The sequence below is a fragment of the Neptuniibacter sp. 1_MG-2023 genome, assembly GCF_030547185.1.
In the GTDB taxonomy this organism is placed as follows: Bacteria; Pseudomonadota; Gammaproteobacteria; order Pseudomonadales; family Balneatricaceae; genus Neptuniibacter.
The window spans coordinates 545,298-559,926 of sequence record NZ_JAUOQR010000001.1; the positions used below are offsets into that span (position 1 = coordinate 545,298).

15 protein-coding genes are annotated in these 14,629 nt (G+C 42.6%); 13 read left to right on the forward strand and 2 right to left on the reverse strand.

Translation table 11 applies throughout. The annotated features are described in order from the left end of the window. The first annotated feature begins 103 nt into the window (after positions 1-103). The 13 genes from Q4492_RS02555 (at position 104) to yjgA (ending at position 9,922) form a co-directional block, all read left to right on the forward strand. Positions 104-1,060, forward strand: a complete 957-nt coding sequence (locus tag Q4492_RS02555) for a calcium/sodium antiporter (protein ID WP_303415671.1) — start codon at positions 104-106, stop codon at positions 1,058-1,060. Between the two features lie 20 nt (positions 1,061-1,080). Next, positions 1,081-2,052, forward strand: coding sequence for a KpsF/GutQ family sugar-phosphate isomerase (locus tag Q4492_RS02560; protein WP_303415672.1), 972 nt, complete (start codon positions 1,081-1,083; stop codon positions 2,050-2,052). Then, positions 2,052-2,576 (forward strand): HAD family hydrolase, encoded by a 525-nt coding sequence (locus Q4492_RS02565; protein ID WP_303415673.1) that lies wholly within the window; start codon positions 2,052-2,054, stop codon positions 2,574-2,576. The genes Q4492_RS02560 and Q4492_RS02565 overlap by 1 nt, the downstream gene beginning before the upstream one ends. After that, positions 2,577-3,149: an LPS export ABC transporter periplasmic protein LptC gene (gene lptC, locus Q4492_RS02570; RefSeq protein ID WP_303415674.1), complete on the forward strand. Its 573-nt coding sequence runs from the start codon at positions 2,577-2,579 to the stop codon at positions 3,147-3,149. Then, complete coding sequence (gene lptA / locus Q4492_RS02575; protein WP_303415675.1) at positions 3,133-3,663, forward strand: lipopolysaccharide transport periplasmic protein LptA; 531 nt, start codon at positions 3,133-3,135, stop codon at positions 3,661-3,663. Before lptC ends, lptA begins: the two co-directional genes overlap by 17 nt. A 4-nt stretch (positions 3,664-3,667) precedes the next feature. Next, positions 3,668-4,393, forward strand: coding sequence for an LPS export ABC transporter ATP-binding protein (lptB, locus tag Q4492_RS02580; RefSeq protein WP_303415676.1), 726 nt, complete (start codon positions 3,668-3,670; stop codon positions 4,391-4,393). Between the two features lie 56 nt (positions 4,394-4,449). Continuing rightward, positions 4,450-5,958 carry an RNA polymerase factor sigma-54 gene (locus Q4492_RS02585; protein WP_303415728.1) on the forward strand — a complete coding sequence of 503 codons (1,509 nt, stop codon included), beginning with the start codon at positions 4,450-4,452 and terminating at the stop codon, positions 5,956-5,958. A 49-nt stretch (positions 5,959-6,007) separates the two neighbouring features. Further along, a complete protein-coding gene (gene raiA / locus Q4492_RS02590; protein WP_303415677.1) occupies positions 6,008-6,298 on the forward strand; it encodes a ribosome-associated translation inhibitor RaiA in 291 nt (96 codons plus the stop codon). Between the two features lie 21 nt (positions 6,299-6,319). Further along, entirely contained in the window at positions 6,320-6,778 is a 459-nt protein-coding gene (gene ptsN, locus Q4492_RS02595) for a PTS IIA-like nitrogen regulatory protein PtsN (protein WP_303415678.1), read from the forward strand. Between the two features lie 8 nt (positions 6,779-6,786). After that, positions 6,787-7,644, forward strand: a complete 858-nt coding sequence (gene rapZ, locus Q4492_RS02600; protein ID WP_303415679.1) for an RNase adapter RapZ — start codon at positions 6,787-6,789, stop codon at positions 7,642-7,644. Positions 7,645-7,649: 5 nt separating this feature from the next. Further along, positions 7,650-7,919 (forward strand): HPr family phosphocarrier protein, encoded by a 270-nt coding sequence (locus Q4492_RS02605; protein WP_303415680.1) that lies wholly within the window; start codon positions 7,650-7,652, stop codon positions 7,917-7,919. A gap of 120 nt (positions 7,920-8,039) precedes the next feature. Then, positions 8,040-9,389 (forward strand): magnesium transporter, encoded by a 1,350-nt coding sequence (gene mgtE, locus Q4492_RS02610; protein WP_303415681.1) that lies wholly within the window; start codon positions 8,040-8,042, stop codon positions 9,387-9,389. 8 nt (positions 9,390-9,397) lie between these two features. After that, positions 9,398-9,922 carry a ribosome biogenesis factor YjgA gene (gene yjgA / locus Q4492_RS02615; RefSeq protein ID WP_303415682.1) on the forward strand — a complete coding sequence of 175 codons (525 nt, stop codon included), beginning with the start codon at positions 9,398-9,400 and terminating at the stop codon, positions 9,920-9,922. On the opposite strand, the gene Q4492_RS02620 is transcribed toward yjgA, so the two are convergent. Both Q4492_RS02620 and Q4492_RS02625 read right to left on the reverse strand, forming a co-directional pair. Next, on the reverse strand, positions 9,919-10,737 hold the full coding sequence (locus Q4492_RS02620; protein WP_303415683.1) for a carbon-nitrogen hydrolase family protein: 819 nt from the start codon (positions 10,735-10,737) through the stop codon (positions 9,919-9,921). The two genes, yjgA and Q4492_RS02620, sit on opposite strands and share 4 nt — an antisense overlap. Continuing rightward, the gene (locus Q4492_RS02625) at positions 10,730-14,629 is read right to left on the reverse strand and encodes a YhdP family protein (RefSeq protein WP_303415684.1); all 3,900 of its coding nucleotides are present in this window, start codon (positions 14,627-14,629) and stop codon (positions 10,730-10,732) included. The genes Q4492_RS02620 and Q4492_RS02625 overlap by 8 nt, the downstream gene beginning before the upstream one ends.

Below are 14,629 nucleotides of genomic sequence, written 5' to 3' on the forward strand. Positions count from 1 at the left end.
AAAAACGGGAATATTTTCAAACATGATGCTCTGTATTGATTTAAACAAAGATAGCATTCTGTTTTAATACCCCTCTTCAATTCTACTGGAACAACTTCTATCTATGTTATATCCAATTTTGGCACTAATCTCTGGACTTATTCTATTGGTATGGAGTGCAGATAGATTCGTTATAGGGGCCGCAGCCACAGCAAAAAACTTCGGCATGTCCCCAATGCTGATTGGCTTAACTATCGTATCTTTTGGCACCTCTGCACCCGAAATACTCGTATCTTTTATGGCCTCCACATCTGGGGCAGGCGATCTAGCTATTGGTAATGCACTGGGATCTAACATTGCTAATATTGCATTGGTACTAGGCATCACCGCACTCATCGCACCCTTACCAGTAAAATCGGGCGTACTAAAAAAAGAACTTCCTTTACTTTTAGGGGTGACCATTTTAGCAGGAGTCCTATTATTCGATCTCCATCTGGGACAATTAGATGGCATCATTCTATTAGTTGCTTTAGCTGTATGCCTTTATCTTTTCAGTCGTTTCCAAAGAAACGCATCTAAGGACTCTTTAGTAGAGGAAGAGGAGGAACTTCCCTCTTTAGAAAACAGAAAAGCTATCTTCTGGTTAATTCTGGGGTTAGTGATTCTTGCCCTCAGTTCCAAGTTACTTGTTTGGGGCGCCAGTGAAATCGCCTACTCTTTAGGTGTGAGTAAATTGGTTGTCGGCCTAACCATTGTAGCTATAGGAACTAGTCTGCCTGAATTAGCAGCCTCGGTAGCGAGTGCGTTAAAAAACCACCACGATATAGCTATAGGTAACGTTGTAGGTTCAAACATATTTAACTTAGTAGCCGTTATGGCTATACCTGGACTCATCGCTCCTATAGGCATGGACGAGATTGTTCTGCAGCGAGACTATGTTGCAATGTTAGGCTTAACCTTCCTACTTCTAGCCTTCGCATTATGGCAAAAGCCTCCATCCATTAGTCGCTTCGAAGGGGGGATTCTAGCCTCCGCCTATGCAGGCTATCTCATCCTGCTATACACTATGACCGTTTCTTAAGATAAAAGTTGATCACAAAGATGAGCACACCTGACTTTCTACATTCAGCTAAACGAACTATCACGCTAGAAGCCGCTGCTGTGGCCGATTTACTAAAATATCTCGACCACAATTTTGTTCATGCCTGCCAATTAATGCTTAATTGCACAGGTCGGGTCATTGTTACTGGTATGGGAAAGTCAGGTCATATTGGCAAAAAAATCGCTGCGACTTTAGCCAGCACAGGCACGCCCGCGTTCTTCGTTCATCCAGGAGAAGCGAGCCACGGCGATTTAGGCATGATCACCGCCGATGACGTTGTAATTGCTCTATCAAACTCGGGGGAAACAGCAGAAGTCATTACAATTATTCCTCTACTCAAAAGGATGAACACACCTTTTATCAGTATTACAGCTAACAAAGAATCCACTTTATCTCAAACCTCTGCTGCTAACCTCCACATCGGCGTAGAGGAGGAAGCCTGCCCCCTTGGTCTTGCACCCACCTCAAGTACAACCGCCCAATTAGTACTAGGTGATGCCCTCGCTATTGCACTACTTGAAGCAAAAGGTTTTAGCGCAGAAGATTTTGCATTTTCTCACCCAGGCGGCACTTTGGGCAGACGACTACTCCTTAAAGTTAGCGATATCATGCACTCAGGCGAAGCCACACCTTGTGTAACCAGCGGAACATTATTAAAAGAAGCGCTTTTAGAAGTAACCCATAAGCGTTTAGGTATGACTGCCGTAGTTGATGACAAAAAGCAGCTTATTGGTATATTTACCGATGGTGACTTACGACGCTCGCTTGATGACGATGTCGATCTCCACAAAACCTTAATTGATGATGTAATGACCGCAAACGGTACAACAGTAACTGCTGAGATGCTTGCAGCAGAATGCTTGCAAATTATGGAAACAAAAAAAATCAATGCACTGATCGTGACCAATGAAACGAATCAGCCTATAGGCGCTCTTAATATGCACGATCTATTAAAAGCGGGAGTTATTTAGTGTCAGAGTCTTCATTGCAGCAACTAAAAAACATCACCCTTGCGGTATTTGACGTTGATGGAATACTCACCAGCGGTCAGCTGCTATTTTTAGCGGACGGCCAAGAAGTCAAACAGTTCAACACTTTAGATGGCTTAGGCATTAAGCTATTAATGCAAGCAGGCATCGAGACCGCTATTATCACCGGTCGGCGCTCGCCCCAAGTTGAATTACGCAGCCAATCCTTAGGTATCAATTACCTTAAACAAGGCCGAGAAGATAAACTGATTGCTCTCAACGAAATCTGGGATAAAACAGCTCATAACGCATCAACCACCGCCTATATAGGTGATGACTTCCCTGATCTTTCAGCCATTATCCAATGTGCTTTTGGTGCGACCGTTCCTAATGGTCACCCTTTCGTTAAAAAACACGCAGACTGGTGTACATCCCGTCAGGGAGGCGAAGGCGCTGGGCGTGAATTTTGCGAGTATATCCTTGAAGCACAAGGAAAATTGGATCAACTTAAACAGATGTATTTATAAATGTTAGATCTAAGCAATAAGATAAGAGTGGCACTCGCTGCTATTATTTTAATACCTGTATTACTTTATTGGGGCTTTGCATCTTCCCCAAATGAGGGACCACGCACCAACAACTCCCTGCTGCACGGAATAGATTATTTTGTCGAAGAAGCAACCATCAAAGAGTGGAATAGCGAAGGCAAACTTTCAAGAGTGCTAAATACAGCCAAGTTAGAGCACTACCCTAACCTGAGCCTAAGCACACTAGATCATCCTGAGAGTATTAGCGTTAGAAATGATGGATCTAAAGTTAAACTTACATCAAATACAGGCACGGTTTTAGATGATAATAATCAAACAAACCTTGCAGGAAATGTCATAGTTAATGATAATCCTGATTCTATATCAGCAACCATACTTAACACTGAGCAACTGACAATCTATCCTGATAAAGATTATGCAGAAACTAATGAGCCCGTTAAGATCACATCACAACAAAGCATACTTGAAGGCGTAGGTATGGATATTGACTTCAATAATCGAGTTCTTAACTTGCACTCCAGGGTAGAAGGGACCCATGACAATGCTAAATAAGCTTTATAATCTAGCCTTCATTCTTTTGGCTGTTGCAGTGTCGAATGCGTACGCCCTTCCTGACGACCAAGAACAGCCGATTTACATTACGGCAGATACTGCACAAATTGATGACAAAACAGGCATAACCACCTACAAAGGCAACGTCATTATCAAACAAGGCTCACTTCTCATTGAAGGAGAGCATGTTGATATGTATCGTGGTGAAGAGGGAGTTGAAAAACTTATTGCCAAAGGAAGCCTTGCACATTTCAGACAACTTCCAAGGAAAGGAGATCCATACAGCGACGCTTGGGGCAAGCACTTACTTTATCAGGTAGATGATCAAAAACTCACTATTACCGAAGAAGCTAAAGTCGTCCAAGCAGAAGACACTTTTACTGGAAACAAGATCGTTTATGATCTAGATAAGTCGATTGTGAACGCATTTGGTGGCGCAAGCAAAGACGAAACAGGTGAGCCAGGACGTGTAAATATGGTCATTCAACCTAAAAAGAAAACTAAGGCCAACTAACCCTATGAGCTTATTAGAGGCCAAAAACCTTGCCAAACGCTATAAAGGCAGGGAAGTTGTTAAAGACGTTTCACTACAGATAAAGAATGGTGAGATCGTTGGCCTTTTAGGCCCCAACGGCGCAGGGAAAACCACTTGCTTTTACATGATTGTTGGTCTGGTTCAAGCCGATAATGGCGCCGTTAAAATCAAAGGGCAGGATATCAGCGCACTACCTATGCATGGCCGTGCTCAGCAAGGTATAGGCTACCTTCCCCAAGAGGCTTCTATATTTAGAAAACTGTCTGTGAAGGACAATCTACTTGCGATTTTAGAAACAAGAAAAGACTTAGATAAACACGCTGCCCAGTTAAAAATGGAAGAGTTGCTTGAAGAATTCCATATCACACACATAAAAGACAGTATGGGCATGAGTCTTTCTGGTGGAGAACGTAGACGTGTAGAAATTGCACGGGCATTAGCAACCGAACCCGAATTTATTCTATTAGATGAACCTTTTGCAGGTGTCGATCCTATTTCAGTGAATGACATAAAGCAGACCATTCGCCATCTTCAATCAAGGGGTATTGGTATATTAATTACTGATCATAATGTGAGAGAAACCTTAGATATATGCGAAACAGCTTATATTGTTAGTGAAGGTACAATCCTTGCTAACGGCTCACCAGCCGATATTATGGCAAACGAAGCAGTAAGAAATGCTTATCTGGGCGACCAGTTCACACTTTAAGCATATACTTAGCTATAAATGAATTATGTAGTTTCAGGAGTTTGTCCCTTAGTATTATGAAACAAGCGCTTCATCTAAAAATTGGGCAACAGCTCACAATGACCCCACAACTACAGCAAGCAATTCGCTTACTGCAGTTGTCTACGCTTGATCTTCAGCAAGAGATTCAAGAAGCATTAGAGAGTAATCCTATGCTTGATGTCTCTGAGGACGAACACGCCTCGGCTTCCGAAACTCAAGAGAGTAATTCACAGGCACCAGAGACAGAATCTGAAGCTACAGCCACCGCGACAGCCGAAGCCGAGCTTGACGACAATATTACAACTGAAGACAACTGGAATGAGAAAATACCAGAAGAGCTCTCAACCGATAGTAACTGGGAAGACACATTCCAATCATCAGGCCCAAATCTAAGTCAAAGCAAAGAAGATTTTGACTCTTTCGAATCTAATGACACTGCAGAAGAAACACTGCAAGACCACCTTCATTGGCAATTAAACCTTACCCCAATGAGTGATATTGATCGCCTTATTGCAACGAACATTATTGACGGCATCAATCCTGATGGTTATTTAACCATCACTCTGGATGAGATCTTAGATCATTTCCATGCGCAAACAGGTGAGCAGTTTGAAGAAGTAGAATTGGATGAGATTGAAGCCGTCTTGCACCGCATACAACAATTTGATCCAGCAGGTGTTGCCTGCCGTGACCTCAGCGAGTGTTTAAGCATACAGTTACAACAACTGCCGCCTGAGACACTTTGGAAAAATGAAGCGATCAAAGTTGCACAACAATACATTAAGCTACTTGGTGCTCACGATTACCGTCAATTGATGAGAAAAACACGCTTAAAAGAACCTCAACTGCAGCAAGTTATACAGCTGATTCAAGGACTAAATCCAAAACCTGGCGCCTCAATCAGCAGCAGTACCGCTGAATATGTTATTCCAGACGTTCTTGTTACAAAACAGCAAGGTGAATGGCGCGTTCACCTCAACCCAGAAGTTTCCCCTAAGCTACGTATCAACTCAGGTTACGCAGGTTTAGTAAAACGGGCCGATAATAGCTCTGATAACACCTACCTAAAAAACCACCTGCAAGAAGCACGATGGTTTATTAAAAGTTTACAAAGCCGCAACGAAACCTTATTAAAAGTGTCAAACGAGATAGTAAAACGACAAATTGGCTTTCTGGAACATGGCGAAGAAGGCATGAAGCCAATGGTGCTTCATGACATTGCTGAAGCCGTAGAAATGCATGAATCCACTATCTCTCGAGTGACCACACAAAAGTTTATGCACACACACCGTGGAATATTTGAACTAAAATACTTCTTCTCGAGTCATGTAAGTACAGCAACAGGGGGCGCAGCGTCCTCAACCGCTATTAGAGCGCTTATCAAAAAGATGGTGGCCGCTGAAAATAATGCTAAACCATTAAGCGACAACAAAATTGCACAATTTCTTGATGAACAAGGCTTTAAAGTTGCTAGACGTACGATTGCGAAATATCGCGAAGCGATGGGTATTCCACCGTCGAATGAAAGAAAGCGTTTAGTTTAATAAAAGAGTGGCAAGAGTAGTATGTCACTGCAATAAATAGGAGAAACCTATGCAGATCAACATTACTGGACACCATGTAGAATTAACTGAATCAATGAATGATTATGTGCTCTCGAAACTACAAAAGATTGAGCGTCATTTTGATAACATCACCAATGTGCAAGTCACACTCAGCGTAGATAAACAACGCCAGAAAGCTGAGGCAGAGATGCACTTAGCGGGTGCCCAGCTCTTTGCTACACATGAACACGAAGATATGTATGCTGCAATTGATGGCCTTACTGACAAGTTAGATAGACAAGTCATTAAGCATAAAGAAAAAACTAAAACTCACAAATAACCGGTCTGTATCCAAAAAATTATGTTGCTTCATGAACTATTAACCCCCTCAAGCGTCCTTTGTGGCCTTGAGGGTGGCAGTAAAAAGCGGATTCTGGAAAATGCTGCTGAAATAATATCGGAGCAACATCCCGATATGAGTTCATCATCAGTATTTAACGGACTTCATTCGCGCGAAAAACTTGGCAGTACAGGCATAGGCGATGGGATTGCCATTCCACATTGCAGGCTGGCAGAATGCACTGAAGCTAAAGGCTATCTAGTCAAACTAGATACACCTATAGACTTTGATGCTATCGATGGTAAACCCGTTGATCTTCTATTTATTTTGATTGTTCCTGAAGACTCAACATCTGAGCACTTAGCTACACTAGCCTCAGTTGCAGAGCTCTTTAGCCAAGAAGAAGCCAGAAACAAACTAAGAGAAAGCCAAGACAGTCATTCTCTGTATGAGACTTTATGTAAGTTGAGTGCTGCCTAGGAGTTAAAATGAAGCTTGTTGTGATTAGTGGTCGTTCCGGCTCAGGAAAAAGTACAGCATTACAAGCTTTAGAAGATATTGGCTTCTACTGTATAGACAATTTGCCGGCTCTCTTACTACCAGACCTTATCCAACAGATGAGTAGTGACCCGAGTCACCCTGACCAGATAGCGGTCAGTATTGATGCGCGCAATTTGCTCAGTAACTTAGCCAAATTTCCAGATATTTTAAATCAACTTCGCCAAGATCATTGGGCTGAATATGAAGTTATTTTTTTAGATTCATCGGAAGCCACCTTACTCAAACGTTATAGTTCAACCCGACGTAAACACCCTCTTTCAGATACCCATAAGAATCTACAACAATCAATTGAGTCAGAGATACAGCTTTTAGAACCTATCGCAAGCTTAGCCGACATCCGAATAGATACTACGCGCTTATCCCTGTATGAGCTTCGAGATACAGTCAAACTTCGGGTTGCCAACCGTAAAGCTCAAACCTTGTCGGTTCAATTTGAATCTTTCGGTTTTAAGCATGGTGTGCCTTTAGACGTAGACTTTGTCTATGATGTACGCGCCCTACCCAATCCTCACTGGGTTCCAGATCTACGCAAATATACAGGCCAAGAGAAACCGGTTCAGGACTTCCTAGAGGAATCACACGAAGTTCGAGAGATGGTAGAAGATATAACCAACTTCCTCGAACGCTGGCTGCCCCGCTTTTCAGAAAATAACCGTAGCTATATTACGATTGGCATTGGCTGCACAGGGGGGCAACACCGATCTGTTTATATTAGCGAACGTCTAGCTTCTCATTTCTCTCAACATATGGATAATGTCCATGTTCGTCATCGTGAATTGAGCTAACTATCATGCAAGAAAAAAAACTACTCATCATCAATAAACTGGGGTTACATGCCCGAGCAGCCGCTAAGCTTATTGGTGTAACATCACGTTTTTCATCCGAAATTTTATTGGAGAAAGACGGACGTGCAGTAGATGGAAAAAGCATTATGTCTGTGATGATGCTGGCAGCTAGCAAAGGCACAACCTTAACTGTTAAGATCACAGGCAATGATGAAGAAAGTGCTATGTCGGCCATTGAAGAGCTTATCAACAATAGGTTTGATGAAGACGAATAAAACTCTTCATATTAATTCTTAGGGTTATCCCTTCAGCTTCCGTTATAATCAAAGCATTACATTCTATTTATTCTTCTACTGACAAAAGAAGACCGAGCAAAGTCCATAAGCGATAAAACCATGGCCGTTGAAGAAACCAAATCACATTTTGATAAGCTAAACGATGCTTTAGATAGTGGTGAGTTTCGTCAAATTCGCTTTACCCTAAACAATACTTTGCGACCAACCGAAGTTGCCCGCTTAATTGAGAAATCACCTCCCAAAGAGCGTCAGATCCTTTGGAACTTAATCTCACATGATTTAGAAGCCGTAGTACTCCAGCATTTAAACGACGATATCCAAGCGGACATCTTAAGTCGTATGAATACTGAAGAGGTGCTAGCACTTACCGAATCTCTTGATTCTGATGATATGGTAGATGTGCTACAACAGCTACCTAATAGGGTAATGAAAGAAACCCTACGCATCATGGACAAACAAAATCTGCGTAGGGTTGAAAAGCTGCTCTCTTATCCGGAGGATACTGCCGGCGGCTTAATGAATACAGATACAACAACTATCCGTCCAGATATTAGCGTCGAAACAACCTTACGTTACATTCGTCGCCACGATGAAATCCCCGAAATGACGGATAGTCTCATTGTTGTCAGCCGAAAAGACTCATATATAGGTCTGCTACCTTTAACCAAACTATTAGTATCCGATCCCTCAATCAATATTCGAGAGATCATGAACACCGATATAAAAGCGATCAATGCCCAGATGCCCGACGACCAAGTGGCAGCCTTGTTCGAAGAGCATGATCTAGTCTCCGCCCCAGTTGTAGATGATAATGGCAAACTGGTTGGCCGTATTACGATTGATGATGTGGTCGACGTTATCCGCGAAGATGCGGATCATTCATTGATGAGCATGGCAGGCTTAGACGAAGATGAAGACACCTTTGCCCCAGTCATGAAAACCACACGTCGTCGTGCCGTTTGGCTCGGCATTAATTTACTTACTGCCTTTATTGCTTCTGCTGTGATCGGTTTATTTGAAGAGACCATCGATAAAGTTGTAGCCCTAGCGGTACTTATGCCTATAGTTGCATCTATGGGCGGCATTGCAGGCTCACAAACCTTGACCTTGGTGATCCGTGGTCAAGCTTTGGGGCATGTTGAACGATCAAACGCTCGATGGCTACTTAACAGAGAGGTCATTGTAGGTATATTAAATGGCCTTCTTTGGGCTGCTGTTATTGCTGTAGTAGCGACAGTATGGTTCCAAGATCTAAATCTCGGCATCATCATCGCTCTAGCGATTATAATTAATTTAGTTGTAGGTGCTATCTCTGGCACCTTACTGCCTATAGTGTTGAAATCTATGGGTATAGATCCCGCCTTAGCCGGAAGTGTCCTGTTAACAACCATAACCGATGTGGTAGGCTTCTTTGCCTTTTTAGGCTTAGCCACCATTTTTTATGCCTGAGAAAACTCATGAGCGATAACGCAAAATTTTCATCCTCTCATCTAAATGACCAAGATGAAGAGTTAAGCAAAACAGAAGCAAAACGCCAAATGCATGCCCTGCAAGCATTAGGTGCGCGCCTTACAAAGCTTAATAAAGAACAACTAGAAAAGATGAAGTTAGATGAACGCTTACATCTAGCCATCGAAGAGTTTCACCGCATTAAGTCAAATGGTGCTCAGAAAAGGCATTTGCAATATATCGGTAAAATAATGCGCACAGAAGATACCGATAAGATTGAGCATGATTTAGGCCTGTATGAAGCCGGCCAACAAGCACACACTCAAACCTTCCATAAATTGGAGCGCTGGAGAGATCGGCTTGTTACTGAAGACAATAGCGCACTTCAAGAATATATAAACGAGAACCCAAGTGCCGATGTACAACATTTACGTCAGCTAATTCGAAATGCTAAAAAAGAGTTGGAATTACAAAAGCCACCAGCAGCAGCCAGAAAGCTTTTTAAATACCTACGTGAAGTGGCTGGCGCTTAGAAACCAGCCGTTTTTCTGTGCTGCATAACGGGCATTGCCTCTCGTCGCTTATGCAGCATAGGCAGATTGATATCGGCCAGCACAACCCCCTTCCCTATACTTTCCCGCAAAGCTAAGACTTCACCCCAAGGATCAACAATCATACTATGCCCCCAGCTAGAGCGCGTTTCTGAGTGCTTACCACCTTGATTCGCTGCAAGTACATAACATTGGGTTTCAATCCCTCGGGCTCGTAGCAAAACCTCCCAGTGCGCCTCACCGGTCACATAGGTAAATGCCGAGGGTACAACAAGTATCTCTGCACCTAAGCCTCGCAGTTTTTGATAATGCTCAGGGAAACGAAGGTCATAACAGATAGACAACCCTATTTTTCCAAACGGACTATCAACCACAACAAGTTGGTCTCCTGCTTCGATGAAATCAGACTCGCGATAACTACTATGCCGATCCTCCACATCTACATCGAAGAGGTGTATTTTATCGTAGCGACCGACTTGAACCCCTAACTCATTAAACACTAAACAACTGGCATAGACCTTATCGCCCGAACGCGATAATAGAGGTACGCTGCCTGCGATAATCCACAAATTATGTTTTTTTGCTAGGCTAGCAATTGTCTTCTGTATATTGCCACTACTCACCTCCTCTCGCGCTAAAGAGACAAGGGCTTTGGAATCTAACAACGCAAAATTTTCAGGAAGGAGTAAAAGTTTAGCTGATGCGGACGCCGCTTCTTCAGCTAGCTGCGCGACTGTTGCCAAATTATCGGCTAACACCTCTCCCGATACCATCTGAGCTACAGCCACTTTAGCCATGATCATTATCCATTACCGCTGGTGTATTTGTATTGGCAGGCTTAGTCGCTTTACCATCATCAATCACAATTGAAGGGTCGCCCCAATCACCGGACAAATGGTATTTTACGGTAGTAAACTTAGCGAGTGGATCACCTATCAGCTTATCAAAAAGAAAAACTGCCCCCGCCACTTGAGGTGCACCGAGCAAAACACTGACTAATGGAATATTGCCAGTCACTGGTAAAGCCACCTCTATATCTTTATCCACTGTTTCATTGACTAAGTTTAAACTACCTTGCATCACCATATTGGCCGAAGGTCCCGTCATAACAAAAGGTGAAGATGTGTGAGCTATACCTTGCTTGATCTTATAGCTGGCTTTCATCTCATCAAAAGCAACACCACTTTCAACTAGATCGGTAAAATCCAATCTTAATCGACGCCCCAAGGATTGAAGGTTTAATATACCGAACACGCGTAAAATATTACCCGACTTACCTACATCCAAAATACGCCCTTGCTTGGCTGTAAACTGTAGTTCGCCATTTGCGTCCGCTATATCAAACGCCCAAGGAGCATGATTCCAGGATAGTTGAAGATAGGAATCTAAACTTTTTGTCTCAATCGCTTTCACATCAAGCGCCTTGAGCACCTGACTAAAATTACTGCTATTGAGTTTAAGTGTAAGATCGGAAACCTCGTTATCACCCGAGACCCAGCGCAATCCCCCACGCACCTCGGCCCCATGTATATCCGCTTGTATATCTTCAAGTCGAATATCATTTTCATAAGGTCTTAATTTAAAAGACCAACTACCCAATGGCTTACTGCCAATAAACAGTTTTTTAATATTAAAATCTACCAAAGGGATCGATGCAGGATCTATATCAACAGATTCAGGAAGGGGCTCATCTTCAGCTTCAGTATCCGACTCATCACGGTTCAGTCTTAGCTCTGACAACTCTACCTTATAAGGACTGCCTTCATCATTGGGCAGCCACAATCCACCCGTAAGTTCTTGGCTTTGAGCGCGCAACATCCAACCTAAAGGTTCAGGTTTCAAAGAGAGGGAGAGATTATTGAGATCAAAGCCTCCCGCACTAAAACGGGACAACGAGAGCTCAACTTGCTTCAGTTTACTCCCCGCTAAACTACTAGACTGAGCTCCGCTTTTCTCCGACTTTCCATTAAACCCTAAACCCGATAAAAACCCATCGAGCTGAGCATAATCAAGATCAGCAAGAGTTCCATCAACCCAAATACCAGCCTCTTCCGGTATCTCTGGCTTTTCTCCCCCTAAACTAAACCTAGCACGCTCAAGTCCCTTATCATTATTAATCAGCACACTTCTTAACTGGTCCGCTAAATTCAAACGTATGACACTACGATCATCCGCATAAGTAAGACCAAGGTCACTGACCACTGTTAACGGCATGGTTTGTGTTTTAGTTTTACTTAATGGCGGGAATGCGTTGATTTGCGTTCCCTTTAAATCGCTCTTGATAACCAACTGATTACAAACTTTGCCAGGACAAAGATCCAAACGGGCATTGTATGTAAGTGGTCCCTGCAATAAAGATAAGAAATCAGAATCAAGCCAATTCGCTAGATAGTCAGCATTAACACGACCATCAATACTCACTTCAGTTTTCTTAACTTTATTCGAAATCAAACGTGAGGATATATTAGCGGTAACCGGCTGTTCAAATAGCTCAGCTTTTAACGGACCCGACGAAAGGCCGATACTATAATCATAATTAATGACGCCATTTATTTTACTGAAACTGATCTTATCCTTTACCGATTGGAAGCGGCCTTGTTTGATATCCGATTTCACAAAAACCTGCGGCTCAGATTTACCAGCTAAAGGTAAATTTAAATTAACTAACGTACTTATAGGTCCAGATAGTGTCCAATCATTAAAGTCATCACCTATCTCAGTTCTTAAATCACTTTCAGTTAATAAACGCTGTAAATCTATAGCATCACCGTCGACCGATCCTGTGACAAATAACTTGTCTGAAGATTGAGGTAGATGAATCCAAGCAAAATTCAAAGCAGAATCATAAATATTGCCACCTGCCGCTTCAGCCACCAGTTCACCATTACGGAAATAGATAAAACCATCCGCTTTTTTAATCGCAGGCCAGCCTGGCTGGTATTCAAAAGAGGCATCCTCTAGATCAAAAAACAACTGAACTGTCGGTAGCTGATAATCGGACAACCGTGCACGGGTAACACCATTTAAAACAAAACCAGCCCGCTTAATCTCCCCTTGTTGAATCGCTTTAACAAGCCACTCATAAGTTTCAAGTCCAACCTCTTTAGGCGGGATATAATACTTTGCCTGTAGACCATCAGCGCCTTGCAAACCTATCTGTAAATTAAGTAACGGCTGCTCATCTCTATCAAAGGGAAGATAAAGACTAAAGCGTCCTGCCGCTGATAACTTATCATTAGCTAGATTCAAAAGCTGGGAAGCAACCACTATTCCTTTGTCTTCAAAGCGCCAACCAATAACGCCTTCTGCATCATTATAATCCCATGCCTGTTCGAATAAGGTGGGGTAATGCATTAAGAAATCACTACTTTTTAAGTGAATCTCACCTCCCACTCGGTTAACCTTCAGTAGGCCATTAATGCCTTTTATCTCAGGAACATCAGTCCAAGCATTAATACCAACATTCTCGAGATCAGCCGCTAGTTCAAAATCGTTCAACTCAGCGGAGGTGGGCCAAGAAACCAAAATATTTTTGACCGTACCTACGGGTGCGAGACCAGAAAAAGCAGATTGAGCCTCTTCAGGAAGAAACGGCTTTTTAAGTAACCAATCAAATGTAGAAGCCAGCTCTATTTTATCAACCATTAAGCTCCGCGGTTTAACGAGGTAGCCTTCACGCTCAAAATCTAAACTAATCTTAGGTATCTCAATACCACTTTCCACACTATCAATTTGAAAGTCAGTAATTTGTAACTGATAGCCACGATCGCGACGATTTAATGCCGTCTGTACAGTAAACTGCTCTAAAGCATAGTCTTGGTATTTAAAATTCTGAATTAATGTTCTACCGGTGAGGTAGGTTAAGCGACCACGATAAGACTGCCCCCATATCTCCTGAGCCCCACTCAAACTCTCCAGTTGAATCTCACCAAGGTTAAGCCAAGGGTTGAGCAATTGCTCATCTACACCCTCAAATTTAAGATAAAAATCGACCGCTTTTTTTGAGGGATTTCCTTCAACTTCAGCAAGAAATTTAAGCGATGCTTGTCCTGACGTAGAAACTAAATCAGCATCAACTTTCAGCTGATGGAGCACACCATCATGCTGAAGGCTAAGCTGGATCGGTGCGACTGATACCGCATCACCATGCTTAGGCTGCAATACAATACGGGTATCGCTCATATTGATGGAGCTTTGCTGTAGCAAGAAAGCTAGAAAACCTGAATGAGGGAGTTCAATTTTAGTTAGGTCAGTCCCATCAACTTTATTACCACTTGCTTGACCTTGCTCCCCAGTAGCCACCTCTTGAGAAAGGTCATATCTCAAAGTCATACTATTGAGATCAAGTTGTGAAAATATAAGAGTAAAAGCACGAATTGACGCTGCAGGATCAAACTTTATATCCCCACGTAGCAACGCAAAAGATAACTCAGGTTGATCTGCAAGCCTATCTACTGACAAACCATCTATAGAAACGACAGGTTGCCACCCATCCCAACGACCTTGAAGGTCAGCTATATGAACTGTTGCATTAAGTTGCGAAGAAAGAAAAGCCTCTACGTCTTGACGGTATAGGCTTATATCATCAACCAATACTTTTAATACAATACTTGCACAGGCTAAAAGCGCGCACAAAAAAGCCAGCAGCCAATAAAGGAACCACATGACTGAATGAGCATGACGTTTCAC